Source organism: Paenibacillus sp. FSL L8-0470 (assembly GCF_038008625.1).
Classification (GTDB): domain Bacteria; phylum Bacillota; class Bacilli; order Paenibacillales; family Paenibacillaceae; genus Paenibacillus_AQ.
On record NZ_JBBOZM010000001.1, the window covers coordinates 7,273,458 to 7,290,665 of the forward strand.

The following is a 17,208-nucleotide window of genomic DNA, read 5'->3' on the forward strand; positions in this document are numbered from 1 at the left end:
GATGAACATCAAGAAAAGGTTTATCCTTCAATATATTAGGCAATTGCTGTTTATCGGCGTCCTTCTATTTGTTCTGTTTTTAGGTACATTTACTTTAAGCATTGTAAAGCTGGAGCGGCTTGATCAACAATTAGACTTCATTAAACCCAGTTTGCCTGTGCTCACAGACTCCATTACCCATCATGACGGTAAAATACAATTTGATCCGAAGCTTCTTGCCGAGGTACGCGAGCAGGGGGGCTGGCTACAGGTCATAAGTAAGGGTGGAGAAACTATTGCCGCTTACAATACTCCAGCTGATGTACCCGAACGTTACACTCCTGGTGAGCTGATGAGCTATTGGAAAGCGGAGATGGATTTCCCTTACGGACTATATGCATGGATTCAAGAGCTGGATGGACAAACCTATACCCTCTTATACGGAGTGAAGAATGATATTGCCATGCTCAAAAAAAACTTGCTGCAGCAAGTGACATGGAGAGCGGGCAAGATCGAAGTGAACGGGAGCTTCAAGCAGCAGCTTGATGATATTCATGGCTGGATCGAGCTGCTCGATGATAATGGGAAGGTACTAGGAGGTTACGGACAAAGGGGCGAAGCGCCAGATCATTATAGCCTTCAGGATTTGATGCTGCGTAACCAATATCCGGAACGTTATGGCATGCAATCATTTACGGTTTATGATTCTGCGGCAGGCAGCACCTGGATCATTCATGCTCCCCTGTCTACAACGGTGGCTTCATGGGTCAATGGCGATACGTATAAGGAAGATATTACTTTATTCTTCTGGAAATCTGCTGCTTTGCTTGTGATGATTCTTATTCTCTTCTTGCTTCTTGCTCTTTGGTACGGTCACCGGTTTGGGACACCTATTCTGCATATGATTGATTGGCTTCACTCTTTGGCCAAGGGCGAATTACGTGAACCGATCAGTCCTAACTCAAATGGGATGCCTCTTAGCCGTAAGCAATCTGGACATTTAAAAGAAAGATTCCGCGTACATGCCGAATTGATAGAATCCTTAGCACACCTAACAGAGACATTACAGAAGAACGAGCATATTCGTAAGCAGCTGGAGATCACAAGAGAAGAGTGGATTGCAGGTGTGTCGCATGATATGAAGACGCCGCTTTCTTCCATAATGGGGTACGCACATATAATGGAATCGAGAACGTATGAATGGTCACAAGCAGAAATTCGTGAATTTGCAGCTATTATGCGTGAGAAATCCACTTATATGGATGAAATGATCAACGATTTAACCTTAACATATCGGTTGAAAAACGAAGCCTTTGCTTTTGAATTCATCCCGACAGACATGAATGAATTCATCGATCAAACCATTCAAAAGTGGAAACAGCATCCTCAATTCGCCGATGTTCCAATTCATTATAAGGCTTCGGAAGCACCGATTACCTATCCGATAGATGCCAGATACTTCAGACGCGCTCTGGAGAATCTGCTTGCAAATGCTGCCCTCCACAATCCTGAAGGTACTTCGATCAACGTTTCTATAGGTAAGAATAACGTTTCACAATTTGTAATCCAGATACAAGATAACGGAGTAGGCATAGATAAAAAAACGAAGGAATTGCTATTCGAGCGCTACTATCGCGGCACCAATACGGATGAATTAATCCAAGGTACTGGACTCGGTATGGCAATTTCCAAGCAGCTTGTGATCCAACACCGGGGGCAGATCGAAATAGAGAGTCAATTGGGGACTGGTACGACAATTTCATTAGTCTTTAGCACGACAAGATAATAAAATTCATCCTAAATTATGGTGTGAAGTAATTTAGTCTATTTTTTCGCCAGGTCCAATAGTTGATTCTATAATAACTTATACCTTCATCTGTCCCTTGATCACTTTCAGGAGAGTTGCAATCATTCTTAATTGGAACTTCCTTTCTCCTCAGAATATTTGCAATCTCAAGTGTTGAAAGATTCTCTGCACTAGAAGCTATAAACCGCTCTCCATTTGCTTCGGGACGGACCATTGCCAGGTTATGCAGCTCTGCAACATCTCGGACATCCACATAATCAGAATATTCTAACCCCTTCCCTTCCTGTTGAATAAATTCCCAGGCAGCTTTTTCAGCGAGTGTCTTGGATTTTTGATAAGGATGAATTTTGGCCTCTGTGTTGGACCAATCATCCTCAGTGATAGAAGAAATATCCGCACTCATCCGGCTTTTTCATAAATAAAAGTCAGGGAAAATACACTGAGATACCCGCTATCAGAATGGATAACTACAGCATTTTTTAGGATTGACTATTATACTGAATACAGGTATATTTAGTTTCGTTAAATTAAATTTTACAAAATGTATTTTCGTTAACTAATACATATCATAAGAAGGAGCCTACTGATGTCCGAATCCAATCCAGCTTTTAGTCAAGCACTTGTGAAATCTTTAGTTGGAGAACGTGGCCATATTCCGATTGCCAGAGCCTTGCCGGATATTACACTGGAGCTTGCCGGGCAACACACGGAAGGGGTCCCGTATACGATCTACCAGTTGTTGAAGCATATGAGCTATTGGCAGGATTTCATGCTGACCCACCTGGAAGGCGGCAAACCTCAGAAACCTGGAAGTATTCAGGAAAGCTGGCCTGATGAGGACGCCCCGGCGGATGAGGCACAGCTTCGGGATGTCACTGCGCATCTGCTGCAAGGAATTGAGAAGGCCGTCGCTATGGCTCAGACCGCCCAGCTCGACGAGCCACTCGCGAATTTTCCCGGTGAGACCAAGGGAGGCATTTTACGCAATATCGCCTCACATAACTCCTACCATCTAGGAGAAATCGTTCTGCTCCGTCGCCTGCATGGGGCCTGGCCACCGCCCGGAGGCGGCTATCCGGCCTAATTATTGGGAATCACGCCCTTGTTAGGGTAGAATTCCCACCACAAGACTTTCATCCGGTTCCCGTACTTACATTGCTTAATACAGTTGCTGCGCCTGCCAGCTTTACGAAAGGGTATAAACGAAGCATAAGTTTACCATTCGACGCCAAAATAATTATACGAAAATCATTTCCACGATTAACTAACATGCAAAATTGATTATTTCGTTGATCGATTAGTCCAACACCAGAGAACAAATACTCTTTGTGTTCAATAACCAAATCTTTAAAATCCTGAAAATAACCACCAAAGTTAACCGGGGCATTATCAAAGAAATACTCTTCACCATAACACTCTGTACGCGGAATACCCCAATAGCAGAGTCTGCCGTCCGGGCATTTATGTACGCCATAATCTGACCGCTGCCGCTGTTGGTTTCGATCTCGCCATTATATATCGCCAGAACCATCCCTTTGGCTACCTACACAATCTCTTTATTAAAATGTCCTCTTGTGTCTGTTTCCTGATTAAAGACAGCATTATTCATTGAGCCATTTAATTTGCCTGACGCCATATTAATGACTTTCACAACCTGCTCTTTTGATTCAACTGTGAAGTTTAATCTGAGCGCCTCGATTCCTTTGATGTTTTGTAGCTCATCTAAAAGATTAAGCGTCTTCCCATTAAGGAGAGTCGTTGTACAATCATTATGGGAAATTATAGGGAACGTTCCGTGCTCATCTTTTAACTCATAGCTCTTCGTTTTGCAAATTCTGCATTGATTCATTTTTTTCATCGGACAATATTTTGTAAACATCAAAGGAACCTTACCATATACAATCATTTCCAGTGCAGGATAGCCGTCATTTTCTTCAACATAGGCATTCATTAAATCTTCAATTTGGCTCTTATTCAATTCATAAGATAAAGTGACTCGTTTTGCACCTAATTTATATAATTCATAGCAACTAGTAGCATTAACAACATTTAGAGAATAGTCCGTAACAAACGGATTAGTTTCTCTGTAGTGATAAATTCCACCATATCCTCCGATTAGCAGCTGCCCTTCTTTTTCCTTATAATCATTCTGATTTCTTCTAACAACGTTTTTAAAATAGATTTCCTTAATTCCACAGCTCACGCAAGCATCGTACTGCTCCTTAGTCGTTACAGAGGCCGTAAGGTATGGTTTTTCAGGGGCAAAGCTTATTTTTTCTTTTGCTTTCAAAGCCTTGGTTCTTTTCTTTTGGCTGTTAAGCTTTAAGTCATATAAGCCCAGTACAATATCTCTTCTTGCTGCATTTAACAGTTTAGCTGGAATAAATGCATTGCATTCCTCAAAATCTACATGATTAAGTTCGAATATAGTATCATTTAATCTTGAAAATTGCTTTATTACCTGGTCTTTCGTTGTTGGATTATTAATGGCTTCGCCTAGTATTTCCTCGCTTTCATATAAATAATTAAAGCCTAAGCCCTCCGCATCTATGAAAAGCTTTGAGTCTGGACATGCATATACTCTAATATCCAGGTTAAACCGCTTAAATTCTTTTTCCAGTGATGATTCTAATTCTTTGTTATAGAAATAATCCTTCGTTTTATATACTAAATCTCCCTTAGACACCTTTTCTTTGATTTTGATATAGCAGACATCATCTGCTTTGTTGATTAATTCGCCCTCTTTATCGTACAGTTTGGCAACCGTTAAATTAACATCTTCATTGTTGTGACTTATTCTGATTGTATCGTTTTGATTTAAAGTACGTGTAAGTGTTATTTCATACCTATCTTTAACAATCTTGCTAATTGTTCCAATTTCATAACCAAAGTTATTAGGTCTTAAGATGTTTGTAATATTTTTCTTATCTTCGTGAAACAAATATCCTTTAGTAAACGTTCTATTGAATGTTTTTTTCAGATTTTCTTTATCTTCTTCGGTTATTTTATTATCTAAGGCCATGCGATATTTTGATACAACATTAGCAACATACGTAGGCACTTTCATTCGACCTTCTATTTTTAAAGAATCGATTTCTTTTAAATCATGGATATAATCGATGGTGTTTAAGTCCTTAGTAGATAGAATATAGTTTTTCCCTAAAGATGTATCTGTTGTCTTATCCATTAGTTCATACTCCTTACGGCATGAACCAACACATCTTCCGCGATTTGCGCATCGATAGCCGATTAATCCTGACATTAGACAGTTTCCCGAGTAAGATACACATAAAGCACCGTGAACGAAAATTTCTAAAGGTATCTCAGCTATTCTTTTGATCTCTTTTACTTTTTCAATCTCAACCTCACGGGACAGAACAACTCTTTTAGCACCAAGTTCTTTAAATAATAAAGTTCCGTCTAAATCGTCTATTCCCATTTGAGTTGAACAATGTGCTTCCATATCAAGAAAGTTATTAACAATATAATCGAAAGCAGTCAGGTCCTGGACGATAATGCCATCAACACCGATTTTATTTAATTCGTGTATCTGCTCTTTCATCTCTTCAACTTCATTTTCAAAAACGATGGTATTCATTGTAACATAGAGTTTAACGTCCCTCAGGTGCGCATACGTAACAGCCTCTTTTAACGATTCAAAATCAAAATTAGATGAGTATGCACGTGCACCAAATTTTTGCATTCCTAAGTATATTGCATCACAACCATTAGAAATCGCAGCTTTTAAAGCCTCCATATTTCCTGCTGGAGCTAGTAATTCAGTCATTTTTTCCTCCTTATGACCCATAAATTGCGAGCTGTTCAAAAAAATTGTCACTTTTTATAAAATTTTCATTCTTGTTTTTACCCAACCAACCTTGGTTGCAACACTCATATGCAAAAAGCCAACTACTCTCATAAAGACTCTCCTGAGTTAATAGGCTTTCATAGAAAAAAATCTAAATTAATTACTTTTTCTTTTGCTTCTGGTTTAAGTTTATTTGATATTTGTTTATAGTATGATTCAATACCATTTATTCTACTAACTCTGCGGAATAATGGAATCCAACCATTTTGGCTGCCCCATATTATTGGTAGTGTTGTTTTCGGGGTGTTGTAATAGAATATTAATAGAGCACCCATCCCCTCATAGCCTATTGGCATTTTCTTTGAACAAATCGAGCCATAATGCTTCAATCGTTCCAAAATTCCTTTTCTTTGATCGTGAGGAATAGAGTCATTTCGAGTCTAAAGATGTAATAGTATCCTCTTCAATCTCCGATATCATATTCCTTATATTCACAGGATACTTCATAGATTAACCTCCATAAATAATCTCGTTTACGCTCTCAATTTTCATCAACTCGAAATCATCGTGACCGTTCTTTTATTCATAAAGCTAAACCGTTCTGTCAAACACCCCAATAGTACCACATTATGGTAGTAATTAGGACAAATAACCCTAAAACTAAGTTTTAGCGGTCATGTCCTATATATTCTTTATCTCTAATTGTCGAAAACTGACTATTCTTATCCTCTACCTACCAAAAATAAATTTCGCCCTACTTATGATACGGTTCACCGCGTTGTCTTTAACGGCATGTTTTTGCCTATTATTGTGCCATTCTCCTTTTGCAAGAAGAAAAATGTTAGTTTGTTCAAAAGCATGCTTCATAATTAGGGAGTGACAGAACATTTAATTTCCTGCCCATCCTTTCGACTGCTCCCGGACCAGTGAGAGGAATGCTGCCGCTGCCGGCGACAACGTCTCCTGCTTCCGGGTACAGACGGCAATCGGATTTAACAGCGAAGCGCCGTTGACCATCACACGATCCACATCCCCGCGCTCCACATTGTCCCTTACGGCCAGGGAGGAGATAAAGATGGCTCCGTAGCCCGCCATGACGGCCCGAACCATCTCGTTCACCCCGTTAAATTGCAGACCGACCTTGGGAGGATTCACGTTCAAAGCCCGGCACAAGGAGAAAAGACGCTCCCGGGTAGAGCTTCCCTCTTCACGCAGAATGAAGGGAACCTTCATCATTTCCGCTAAAGTTATTTCCTTCCCGGCGTATGGATGATTTTTGGGGACGATAAACCAGAGCTCGTCCTCCAGAAGCTCCTCCCATTCGATGCCCGTTTGCTCTTCCCAGCCGCCTCCATAGACGGCGACCTCCGCATCGTACTGCAGTAGCCCTTCCACCGCTTCCCGGGAGTTGGCAGTGGTCAGGACAACCTCCACGGAAGGATGCTCCTGTTTGTAGAGAGCCAGCCATTCCGGCAGCAGGAGATTGGCTGGCAGATAGGTGGCGACGATCCGCAAGATACCGCTGAACCCTGCCTTGTATTCCCGAACCGCTTCATCCAGCTCACGCTCCAACGCAAACAGCCGTTTGGCGTGACTGGCCAGCATTTGACCCGCATCGGTCAATAGAATGCCACGCCCCTTGGAGGCCAACAGCTGGATGCCCAGCTCCTTCTCCAGGTTGCGTACCTGGGCCGTAACCGCAGGCTGGCTGATCCGTAGTTCCTCCGCGGCGCGGGTGACTCCGCCTTTTTCGGCGATGGTATGAAATATTTTAAGGGCGTGAAGATTCATAAGATGACCTACCTTCTACATCAAAATTGATGAATAACGAATATATATATATTTTTCTGATGAATCGTTATGCTTTATTGTATGGGTTAGGGAAAATTTTCACAAGAGTTCAACGTTAAATAATAAGGAGAGAAAAAAGCCATGAGCAAAACTAAAATCGTCTGCACCATCGGTCCCTCCAGCGAAAGCCCCGAAATGCTCCGGAGGCTGATCCAAGCCGGCATGAACATCGCCCGCCTGAACTTCGCCCACGGAGAGCTGGACGAGCACGCGGAGCGCATCCGCCGCATCCGGAAAGCAGCCAAGGAGCTGAACCAATACGTTGCCGTCCTGCTCGACATCAAAGGTCCGGAAATTCGCATCGGCAAAATGGCCTCGGACTACGCGGAGCTGGTACCGGGTGAAACCGTGGTTCTGACCACCGAGGAAGTGCTCGGCACCAAGGACCGCATCCAAGTCACCTACAAGCAGCTTCCCCAAGATGTGAAGCCCGGTAGCATCATCCTGATCGATGACGGTCTGGTCCGTCTGGAGGTCGTAAAGGCCGAAGGCACCGAGATCAACTGCCTCATCAAGAACGGCGGCAAGCTGAAGCAGCGCAAGGGCGTCAACGTTCCCGGCGTCAAAACCAGCCTTCCCGGCGTAACCGAGAAGGACGTCCGGCACATCAAGTTCGGCATTGAGCAGAACATCGACATCATCGCCCAATCCTTCGTCCGCAAAGCCGAAGATATTCTCGAGATCAAACATATCCTCAACGAGCACAAGGCCGGCCACATCCAGGTCATCGCCAAGATCGAAAATGACGAGGGAGTGGAGAACCTGGACGCCATCCTGAGCGTAGCCGACGGCCTGATGGTTGCCCGCGGAGATCTGGGCGTAGACCTGCCGGTGGAAGACGTGCCGCTGGTTCAGAAAGACATGATCAAGAAGTGCAACCTGGCCGGTAAACCGGTTATCACCGCCACCCACATGCTGGAGTCCATGCAGATGAACCCGCGTCCGACCCGTGCGGAAGCGGGCGACGTCGCCAACGCCATATTCGACGGCACCGATTCCGTCATGCTGTCCGGTGAATCCGCCGCAGGCAAATACCCGCTGGAGTCCGTCGAGACCATGGCCCGCATCGCCGCCCGCGCAGAGTCCGTCCTGGGACGCTACGGCCGCTGCAGCTGCAAGGGTGCCGAGGCTGCCACCGACGTAACCGGCGCCATCGGTGAAGCCGTTGCCCACACCGCCCTCGTGCTCTCCGCCAAGGCCATTCTCGCCTTGACCGAAAGCGGCTTTACCGCCCGGATGATCGCCAAGCACAAGCCGGCTGCACCGGTCATCGCCGTATCCACCAAGGAGAGCGTGCTGTACGCCCTGTCCTTAACCTGGGGTGTAACCCCGCTGCTCCGCAGCGAGTTCGCTTCCAACACTGATGCAGCCGTAGCAGCCGCCGTTGAACTGGCCAAGTCGGCCGGTTACGTACAAGATGGCGACCTGGTGGTCATCACCGCCGGTGTCCCTGCAGGCTGCACCGGAACCACCAACCTGCTGCGGGTTCACCAAGTAGGCGAAGCGCTCTAAAAAGTAAAACAACCGTGGCAGGAGCCAATCGTACCTGCTACGGTTGTTTTTGGTTTACCCTGCGCCCCTATCGAACCTTCCCTCGGCGGCAAGAATTTGTGCAATGGACCCTGCAGAGCTTGTCGGTGATCCTCTACCATTTGGTTTGGTCGGGACTCGTATTGTCTACGTTCGATTGCATCTTCTCGCTTTTTTCTGTGGGGTTTCCACATTGGATACAGGTAGCTGGACGATAAACACAAAGTTGTCCCTCGTCCACCCGTTACAGCCGTCTTTGATGCACGACCAGATGGCTGTCAGTTCCCCCGGTAAATCAAGTAATGGCTTTTTCCGTAAATAGTACAAAAAGCATTAATTGCAACTCAAAAACTTGCCCCTACTTATGATACGGTTCACCGCGATTTATCTTCACCGCCCGGTACACCTGCTCTACAAGCACCAGCCGCATGAGCTGGTGGGGCAGCGTCATGCGGCCGAAGCTCATGCGCTGCTGGGCGCGGCGCAGGACCTCATCGGAGAGCCCGTGGCTGCCTCCGATGACGAAGGCGACATGGCTCGTCCCGTAGGTGCCGAGCCGGTCGATCTCTGCGGCAAGCTCCTCGGAGCTCCAGAGCTTGCCGTCGATCGCGAGCGCTATAACATGCGCCTCGCTCTTGATGTGCGCGAGGATGCGTTCGCCCTCGCGTGCCTTAACCTGGACAACCTCTGCGGCGCTTAGGTTGTCGGGCGCTTTCTCATCGGCTACTTCGATGAGCTGGAGCTTGAGGTACGGCGTCAGCCGCTTGGCATACTCCGCGATGCCGTCGATCAGGTATTTCTCCTTCAATTTGCCCACGCCGATAATTTGAATTAACATAATATCCTCCATACACCGGCCTCCGGGCCGGCTGCTGTATTCTTCGTTGTATGATTAGTAAGGCATCCGCCAGCCATCAGTCTTAAATCAATTCTATGCCCGAGGCTGCACCAGCTGCTCTTTCCTGCTCTTCTCTACGGCCTCGTCGCGGTCGCCCACCTGGAGCTTCAAATAAATCGCCGAAATATAGTTTCGGACGGTCCCCTCTGACAGATGCAGCTTCTGGGCAATCTGCTTATTGCGCAGCCCTTCCGTTAATTCTTGCAGAACCTCCAGCTCCCGCTCGGTCAGGTCATACGGATTCAGTGAAGTATCCAACTGCTGATCCTGGAACAGCTGCTGGGCCACCTCCTGCGAGATCATCGTCCCGCCTCCGTAGACCAGGCGGATCGTCGCCGCCAATTCCTTCGGATGGAGTGCCTTTAGCAGATAGCCCTCAGCGCCAAGCCGTAGCGCTTCCGCCGCATAGGTAATCTCCTCGAAGGTTGTAATGATAATGACCCGGATCTCCGGCCACTTCTCCTTAAGCTGCCGGGTAGCCTCCAGGCCGTCCATTTCCGGCATGTGAATATCCATCAGGACAATATCCGGCTGCTCAGCGGCGCATTGCTCCAGCGCCTGCTTGCCATTCGCGGCAGTACGGATCCGGAAATCCTTCTCCTCTCCAAGCAGCAGCCTCAGGCTCTCGCGGACCAGCGGCTGATCGTCAGCCAGCAGGATATCAATCCGCCGCTCCCCTTCCTGCGTCTGATTCGGGATCATACAGGTTACCAATGTACCGTCATTTTCCTGGGAATCAATATATAGCTTGCCCTGCAATGCCGCTAGACGCTCCTTCATACCGTTGAGGCCGAAGCCGTAGCGCAGCTGTGCAGTTCCCTTGCCGTTATCCTGAATCTGCAGCATGAGCTGGGCCGGATCATATTGCAGGACCACCCGGATGGCGCTCGCCTGCCCATGCCTGCTGGCATTGGTCAGTGCCTCCTGCAGCGAACGGCATAATGTATGTTTGGCCTGCTTAATCACCGCATAAGGCTCGCCCATCGTGCGGAACGACAATGCGACCCCCGTATTGGATTCGAACTGCCCGGCAATCTGCATCAAAGCCCGGTCCAAGGTCACCGGCTCCTCCAGCGGGTCCATCTGATGGACCTGCCGCCTCACATCCTCCAGCCCCTTGCGGGCTAGCTCCAGAACACCCTGAAGCTTATGCTCTCCTTCCTCCGTGGTTACATGCGGCCTCAGCGTTTCCAGACCCAGAATCATCGAAGTATAGCTGTGTCCAATTGTATCATGTACTTCCCCGGCCATCCGGTAACGTTCCTCCAGCAGGGTCATGCGTTCAATCTGAGAGGAATACTGCTCCAGAATGGCATATTGCTCGTTGACTAGCGTCAGCTTTTGCCGGATCGCGTTGATCGACTTCGCTCCCATCTGCAATCCATATCCGGCTGCGTAGACAAACAACCCGTCCGACAGGCTCTTCCAGATCAGCGGGTGCGACAGTCCTTCCCCTATCGCGGGTCCGGCGCTTAAGCTGTACAGCAATAAGGTGATTGGAAGCGTATATAAGTGCGCCTTGCCCCGGGTATGGAAGGCAAGCATCATTACGGCAGGCAGGAATAATCGCGTTAAGTCAAAATAATATGCCAGCGCGAGCGCGATCCCGCCTGCGAATATAAATTCCAGAAGAACATACCGCGTCTTGAAATCCCGTCCAACCCATGCAGGAATTAAGCCGCCCAGCAATACCGCTGGCAGCACCAGCCTGAGCGGGAAATCCGGCTTATCCAGATACATCAATATAATGACCGCTATGCTCCATAACAGGCGTAAGAGCAGAACGGTTAGATCTTGCCACGCCCGCCGGGCTTTATTTTTACGCATCAATCAGCATCTCCAATTCAGCTTGATCTGTTGTCACATCCAGCATATGACACGCAGTAACTGTTCAATATGACAGTCCGCTTGGTAGGTTAAGGGCAGCGGGATTCAGCTAAGCGATATGCAGAATTATATCCTACTACAATCATTTGGAAAAGGGAGGGGTAGCTTTGCCGCTGCTTCAAATACGGGATCTGACCAAGGTCATTGGCCGCAAAACTCTTGTAGACCATGTATCACTAGAAATGGAAAAAGGAGAAATCATGGGCCTGCTGGGCCCCAACGGAGCTGGAAAAACAACGACAATCCGCATGATCGTGGGGCTCGTCTCCAAATCGGAAGGACAGGTCATTATTGACGGAATCGACACCCGGCAGCAATTCTCCGCAGCTATGGGCAAGGTTGGCGTTATTGTGGAACAGCCCGATCTGTACAAATATTTATCCGGATATGACAATCTGATCCTCTTCTCAAGAATGAGTCCGGGCGTCACTGAGGACCGGCTGAAGGAGGTCATCAAGCTTGTAGGACTGGAGCTGAGCATTTCTGCAAAAGTCAGCACCTACTCGCTGGGGATGCGGCAGCGTCTCGGCCTGGCCGTAGCGCTGATGCATAAGCCCTCTTTACTGCTGCTGGATGAACCGACCAACGGCCTTGACCCGGCGGGCATCCACGAGCTGCGGGAGCATCTGAAGAATCTGGCCCGCCAGGAGAATGTCGGCATCCTGATCTCCAGCCATCTGATGTCCGAAATGGAGATGATGTGCGACCGCGTTGCCGTGCTCCAGCAAGGCAAGCTGATCGGCGTGCATCGCTTATCGGAGCTGGTTCAGGAGGATGACGCGCTCGTCCAGTTCGAGGTGGACCGGCCGGAGCTGGCGGTGCAGGTGCTGCAAGCTTTCCTGTCAGGCGCGGAAATTACTGCCGGCCACAATCAGCTTCGTGTACGCCTACCCAAGAACCGCATTCCCGAAATCAGCCAGAAGCTGCTGGATTCAGGCATTAACGTATACGGGGTGAATACGGTGAAGCGGACGCTTGAAGACAAATACCTTGAGATTACAGGAGGGCAAGGACATTGAAGCTGATTAACTATATCCGAAATGAGAATATGAAGATTTACAAAAGAAAACGCACCTGGGTGCTCATTGCTCTCGTTGCAGTCTTCGTCATCCTTCAGATCATCAATGTGCGTGCTGGAGATGGGGCCACCGCAGCGGCAGACTGGAGGTCGCAGCTTGAACAGGAGAATCACCGGCTGGCAGAGGAAGCTGCCGAACCGGATGCGCTGCAGATTGAAATACGGCAGGCGGAGAAAAACATTTTGCTGAACGAGTACTCCCTGCAGCATAATTTGCCGCCTGAGACGAATGCCTGGAGCTTTGCGGGGGATCTTTCAGGAAACATTATATTTGCCGTCTCGCTGATCTCAATCATTATTGCCGGAGAGATTGCAGCTGCCGAATTTGTGTCCGGCACGATCAAGCTGCTGCTGACCCGCTCGGCCAGCCGGACAGAGGTTTATACCGCCAAATATATTGCTGCGATCCTGTTCGGACTGGGGTTGACGCTGCTCGGCCTTCTGCTCTCCCTGCTGTTCGGGGGAATCATGTTCGGCTGGGGCGGTCTTGGAGACAGCTATATGTATGTGCGGGATCACACCGTGCACCAAACGCCCATGCTGCTTTCAATCCTTGGCAGTTACTTGTTCCATCTGCCGTTTCTGCTCATTTCAGTTACATTGGCTTTTATGATATCTGCGGGTTTTCGCAGTCCTATCTTTGCTATCGTCATTCCCTTGTTCGTCTCCGTGGCCGGATTTGTTATTTCCATCGCTATGAACGGCTGGACGTGGACCCGTTTCTTTATTTTCTCCCATTCCGACCTTAGCGGTTATTTCTTGGGTGATCCGGCGGTGAAAGGCATGACGCTCGGCTTCTCTCTGGCTTTTATAGGGCTTCATCTGGCAGTCATGCATCTTCTTTCGCACACCCTGTTCGTCAAACGTGATGTCTCATAACGGCACACAATGCTCTTCCATATTAAATTTAGAAAAGGGGAATTCAAATGCGCTGGACATCGAGATTAATGATCGTAGGTTGCCTGCTGCTAGTAACCGCTTGTAGCAAAGGCGAAGAAACATCGTCAACTCAGAAGCTTGAACTGGATGCAGCCAAGCTGACGAAGCTGGTCATAGACAACCGCAACGGGGAAATTGAAGTAAACGGTGCAGACACGGATACGATTGAGGTCAACGCCGTGGTCACCGCCAAAGGCATAAGTATGGATAAATTAAAGCTGAAGCTGCGGGCAGAAGAGGCTACTGCATATTTGGATGCTTCCTTTGGCAGCCAGATGCTGGCTATGGGCTCCGGGTCCGTAGATCTGGAGATTACACTTCCGCGTGAACTGGCTGTGGAGCTGGACTCACATAGAGACGGCAAACTTAAGGTTGCTGATCTCTCGGCCTCACTGAAAGTGGACAACGTGAACGGTGATCTGGAGGTTATCGACACCAAAGGTCCGGTAACACTCTCCAATAGAGACGGCGATATCACCGTGCGCAATATTGGTACCGATGTTGATATCGATAATATCAATGGACATGTTGTGGTAACCGAAGTAGCAGGTTCGGCCGAGGTTGCTGTCGGAGACGGGTCACTGGATATGGATCATATTACGGGCGATGCCGTGATTTCCCAGACCGGGAACGGTGAAATTAAGCTTGGCACCATTGGCGGAAACGTTAGCCGAAAGTAACAGCCGCCAGACCATCCCAGATAAGCCGGATTTCCGTTCCTTTGCCGGGGGCGGAACTCACGGTGATCTGTCCACCCATCGCCTCGACCAATCCCTTGGAGATCGCCATGCCCAGACCGGACCCGTTCGTTGTGGAAGCCGTATCTCCCCCGCGGTAATACCGCTCGAATAAATTCGCCGCCGTCTGCTCATCCATCCCCTGGCCATTGTCGCGGAAAATAATAACCAATCCGCCGGTATCCATCGCACTCAGCGTTACGGTAAGCTGCGTGTCCGAAGAATTATGCAGCAGCGCATTGGCCGTTAAATTGCCGACGACCCTCTCCATCCAAGGCCGATAGATCCTGGCGGTAATTTCTGTGTCAGGGGATTGATAAATGATCCGACCCTCTCCATACTCCGGGTTGGCCGCGGCCTGTTTCAGCGCATTGCCAAGCCAGGCTCTCATCTCCACGGGCTCGGTCTGCGGGACATGAATACCCGACCTCAGCCGGTAGGTAATGGCCAAATCGCTGATCAGCGTATCCATATGCGCCGACTTCTCCAGCATGATTGCAGAGAACTTGCGGACTTCTTCAGAGGACCAGTCATAAGTATCCTCTGCGAGCAAATGGGCATAACCTTTAATGGAGGAGAGCGGGGTTTTCAAATCATGGGTAATGCCGGTAATCCATTCTTCCCGCAGGGTCTCTGTCCGCTGCCGCCGGTCCTCGTCACGCCGCAGAATTCCGGTCAGCTGGTCCAATGACAGCATGACATCGGCAAAGATAGTATAACGCCGCTTCCACTTGCCTGACTTCAATCGGCTGCGCGGACGGCCCTTGCGGTCCACCGGTTCGTCATAAAAGCCCTGCCCGAGGAAATCGAGCCAGGCCAGCATATGGAACATCGGAGCGCCGAAGCGGCGCGCGTTCAAGAAGGACAGCAGCGCAAAGATCAGCAGCGTCGCCCCCAGCATCCCGGCAATTCCAGTCAGTACAATGCGCATTTCTGCAGAGATCAGGGGGGCCTTGCCCGATGACTTTGCCATATCATTGGGCAAGCTTACCACCCAGGTCTGACCGGTATCTTCATTATAGTCAAACGCCATACGGTATCCGTATCTTCCCTCATACTTCGAGCGCAAGGCAAGCTCTTGTACAGTATATTTGGCTGGAGCAGAGTCCGGCCGGTTAAAAGCCGCTACCTCACTGCCCTCCGGATTAAGCAGCTGCACATAACCGTCAAGCGCCTGGATCCGGCTTTCTGTCTTAGCTGAAAGCAGCAGCTTCCCCTCCGCATAGGAGGAAGGTTCTTCGCTGACCGCTTGCAATAGCGGCTTAAGCACCTGAGGCACCCCATAGAGAAGCGTGTATATTCTGCCGTGTTTCTCCTGAATCCAGAGGTAGACATCATACGGGAAATTCTGCTGCTGCTGCCAATAGGCGGCCAGCTCCCCCGGATTATACTGCGCGGGAACATCAGAAGGCGTGTTATAGGACTTCTCTACTTTTCCGTTCTCATCCAGGCTTTGCAGCCAGCCTTTATTTTGCTTGACCTGCTCCAGCAGCTTCGGGTCGAAGATAACGCCGTCCGCTCCGAACTCGGAGGACTCAACCAGCCTTTCCAAACCCACGGAAACAAAATTATCGGTGAGATTAATCTCCGAAAGCCGCAGCAGCACCCACATAACGGTGATTGCCGCAATAAGCAGCACAACCAATCCGGCGATGGCCGAATGCAGCACGAACCGGAGTGTCAGACGCCTTTTCATCTTCATGCCTGTCCCTTTTCCCTCCCGCTGCGCTGTACCAGCTTATACCCCAGTCCTCTAACGTTGACCAGATACACGGGATTGGCAGGCTCCGTTTCAATCCGTTCGCGGATCCGGTGAATATGCACCATAACTGTATTGTCGTCGCTAAGCGCGGCCTCGCCCCATACCCGCTCGTACAGCTCGCTTTTGGTGAACAGCCGGTTCGGATGCTTGCAGAAAAATAACAGCAACTGAAACACCAGCGCCGGACAGGTGACCACTTCACCCTCCACTCTCAGTTCGCCCGCCGTCTCATCCACCTGAAATCTTCCGAAATCATAGCTAATGTTCTGCTGAACCGGCTGCCGCTCCTGCCTGGCATTTCTCTGGGGAGGCTGTCCGTGTTGCCCCTCTTTATTTTGAACAGGCTCCGTCCCGCCCGCGTCACCAAGATAACGGCGAAGCTGCGAACGGATCCGGGCCACCAGCTCCAGCGGATTAAACGGTTTGGTGATATAATCATCGCCGCCGACCGCAAAGCCGGTAAGCTTGTCAAAATCCGAAATACGCGCAGACAAAAACAGCACCGGCGCATTCGTCGTCTGCCGCAGGAAAGGGCAAATATCAATCCCGCTGCGCCCCGGCAGCATCACATCCAGCACAATCAGGTCATACACCTTGCTCTGGCAGGCCAGAATAGCAGCTTCACCCGTACCCGCCGAATCTATATCCGTGAATCCTTCTTTATAAAGTACCGTCTTGATCAGCTCAACAATGGACGCCTCGTCATCGACGAGCAGAATGGCAGCATGGTTCATGCCAGTTCCCCTTTCGATTTATATAAATTGAACTTATAATTCTTCTATTTTGGGAATGGCCGTGACTACAGAGAATATTTGGACTTCCGGCCGCTGTTAGGTTTGGATTTCCTGATTTTAACCGCGAATCGCGGTAGAAATCCAAACCTAAAGGCGGACGCTATCGCTCCTACAGTTCCAAAATTCCCCTCCGCACTT

Annotated in this window: 15 protein-coding genes; 6 read left to right on the plus strand and 9 right to left on the minus strand. The window is 48.8% G+C overall.

Going from position 1 to position 17,208, the window contains the following annotated elements:
* Nucleotide 1 precedes the first annotated feature (1 nt).
* Nucleotides 2–1,765, plus strand: a complete 1,764-nt coding sequence (locus tag NST99_RS33180) for a sensor histidine kinase (protein ID WP_341097414.1) — start codon at nucleotides 2–4, stop codon at nucleotides 1,763–1,765.
* 16 nt (nucleotides 1,766–1,781) lie between these two features.
* Here the strand turns inward: NST99_RS33180 and NST99_RS33185 are convergent, their stop codons facing one another.
* Nucleotides 1,782–2,189, minus strand: coding sequence for a hypothetical protein (locus tag NST99_RS33185; RefSeq protein WP_341097415.1), 408 nt, complete (start codon nucleotides 2,187–2,189; stop codon nucleotides 1,782–1,784).
* A gap of 183 nt (nucleotides 2,190–2,372) precedes the next feature.
* Between NST99_RS33185 and NST99_RS33190 the strand changes: the two genes are divergently transcribed.
* Nucleotides 2,373–2,870 (plus strand): DinB family protein, encoded by a 498-nt coding sequence (locus NST99_RS33190; protein ID WP_341097416.1) that lies wholly within the window; start codon nucleotides 2,373–2,375, stop codon nucleotides 2,868–2,870.
* Nucleotides 2,871–3,329: 459 nt separating this feature from the next.
* Here the strand turns inward: NST99_RS33190 and NST99_RS33195 are convergent, their stop codons facing one another.
* The 3 genes from NST99_RS33195 to NST99_RS33205 all read right to left on the minus strand — a co-directional run bounded on the left by NST99_RS33195 (nucleotide 3,330) and on the right by NST99_RS33205 (nucleotide 7,385).
* A complete protein-coding gene (locus tag NST99_RS33195; protein WP_341097417.1) occupies nucleotides 3,330–5,573 on the minus strand; it encodes a U32 family peptidase in 2,244 nt (747 codons plus the stop codon).
* 158 nt (nucleotides 5,574–5,731) lie between these two features.
* A complete protein-coding gene (locus NST99_RS33200; protein ID WP_445745059.1) occupies nucleotides 5,732–6,019 on the minus strand; it encodes a phosphoribosyltransferase-like protein in 288 nt (95 codons plus the stop codon).
* A gap of 463 nt (nucleotides 6,020–6,482) precedes the next feature.
* Nucleotides 6,483–7,385: a LysR family transcriptional regulator gene (locus tag NST99_RS33205; protein WP_341097419.1), complete on the minus strand. Its 903-nt coding sequence runs from the start codon at nucleotides 7,383–7,385 to the stop codon at nucleotides 6,483–6,485.
* A gap of 141 nt (nucleotides 7,386–7,526) precedes the next feature.
* On the opposite strand from NST99_RS33205, the gene pyk reads away from it, so the two are divergent.
* Nucleotides 7,527–8,957, plus strand: coding sequence for a pyruvate kinase (gene pyk, locus NST99_RS33210; protein WP_341097420.1), 1,431 nt, complete (start codon nucleotides 7,527–7,529; stop codon nucleotides 8,955–8,957).
* Nucleotides 8,958–9,122: 165 nt separating this feature from the next.
* On the opposite strand, the gene NST99_RS33215 is transcribed toward pyk, so the two are convergent.
* From NST99_RS33215 to NST99_RS33225, 3 genes are all read right to left on the minus strand, one after another.
* A complete protein-coding gene (locus NST99_RS33215; RefSeq protein ID WP_341097421.1) occupies nucleotides 9,123–9,302 on the minus strand; it encodes a cold-inducible protein YdjO-related protein in 180 nt (59 codons plus the stop codon).
* Nucleotides 9,303–9,333: 31 nt separating this feature from the next.
* Nucleotides 9,334–9,813: a 23S rRNA (pseudouridine(1915)-N(3))-methyltransferase RlmH gene (gene rlmH / locus NST99_RS33220; RefSeq protein ID WP_076111861.1), complete on the minus strand. Its 480-nt coding sequence runs from the start codon at nucleotides 9,811–9,813 to the stop codon at nucleotides 9,334–9,336.
* A gap of 93 nt (nucleotides 9,814–9,906) precedes the next feature.
* Nucleotides 9,907–11,700 carry a hybrid sensor histidine kinase/response regulator transcription factor gene (locus tag NST99_RS33225; RefSeq protein ID WP_341097422.1) on the minus strand — a complete coding sequence of 598 codons (1,794 nt, stop codon included), beginning with the start codon at nucleotides 11,698–11,700 and terminating at the stop codon, nucleotides 9,907–9,909.
* Between the two features lie 167 nt (nucleotides 11,701–11,867).
* Between NST99_RS33225 and NST99_RS33230 the strand changes: the two genes are divergently transcribed.
* The 3 genes from NST99_RS33230 to NST99_RS33240 are packed head-to-tail and all read left to right on the plus strand — an operon-like array spanning nucleotide 11,868 to nucleotide 14,457.
* Complete coding sequence (locus NST99_RS33230) at nucleotides 11,868–12,779, plus strand: ABC transporter ATP-binding protein (protein ID WP_341097423.1); 912 nt, start codon at nucleotides 11,868–11,870, stop codon at nucleotides 12,777–12,779.
* Nucleotides 12,776–13,717 carry an ABC transporter permease gene (locus NST99_RS33235; RefSeq protein ID WP_341097424.1) on the plus strand — a complete coding sequence of 314 codons (942 nt, stop codon included), beginning with the start codon at nucleotides 12,776–12,778 and terminating at the stop codon, nucleotides 13,715–13,717. The genes NST99_RS33230 and NST99_RS33235 overlap by 4 nt, the downstream gene beginning before the upstream one ends.
* Nucleotides 13,718–13,764: 47 nt before the next feature.
* Nucleotides 13,765–14,457: a DUF4097 family beta strand repeat-containing protein gene (locus tag NST99_RS33240; RefSeq protein ID WP_341097425.1), complete on the plus strand. Its 693-nt coding sequence runs from the start codon at nucleotides 13,765–13,767 to the stop codon at nucleotides 14,455–14,457.
* Here NST99_RS33240 and NST99_RS33245 read toward each other — a convergent pair.
* Both NST99_RS33245 and NST99_RS33250 read right to left on the minus strand, forming a co-directional pair.
* Nucleotides 14,444–16,216 carry a sensor histidine kinase gene (locus NST99_RS33245; RefSeq protein WP_341097426.1) on the minus strand — a complete coding sequence of 591 codons (1,773 nt, stop codon included), beginning with the start codon at nucleotides 16,214–16,216 and terminating at the stop codon, nucleotides 14,444–14,446. The two genes, NST99_RS33240 and NST99_RS33245, sit on opposite strands and share 14 nt — an antisense overlap.
* Nucleotides 16,213–17,010: a response regulator transcription factor gene (locus NST99_RS33250; RefSeq protein WP_341097427.1), complete on the minus strand. Its 798-nt coding sequence runs from the start codon at nucleotides 17,008–17,010 to the stop codon at nucleotides 16,213–16,215. Before NST99_RS33250 ends, NST99_RS33245 begins: the two co-directional genes overlap by 4 nt.
* Nucleotides 17,011–17,208 lie beyond the last annotated feature (198 nt).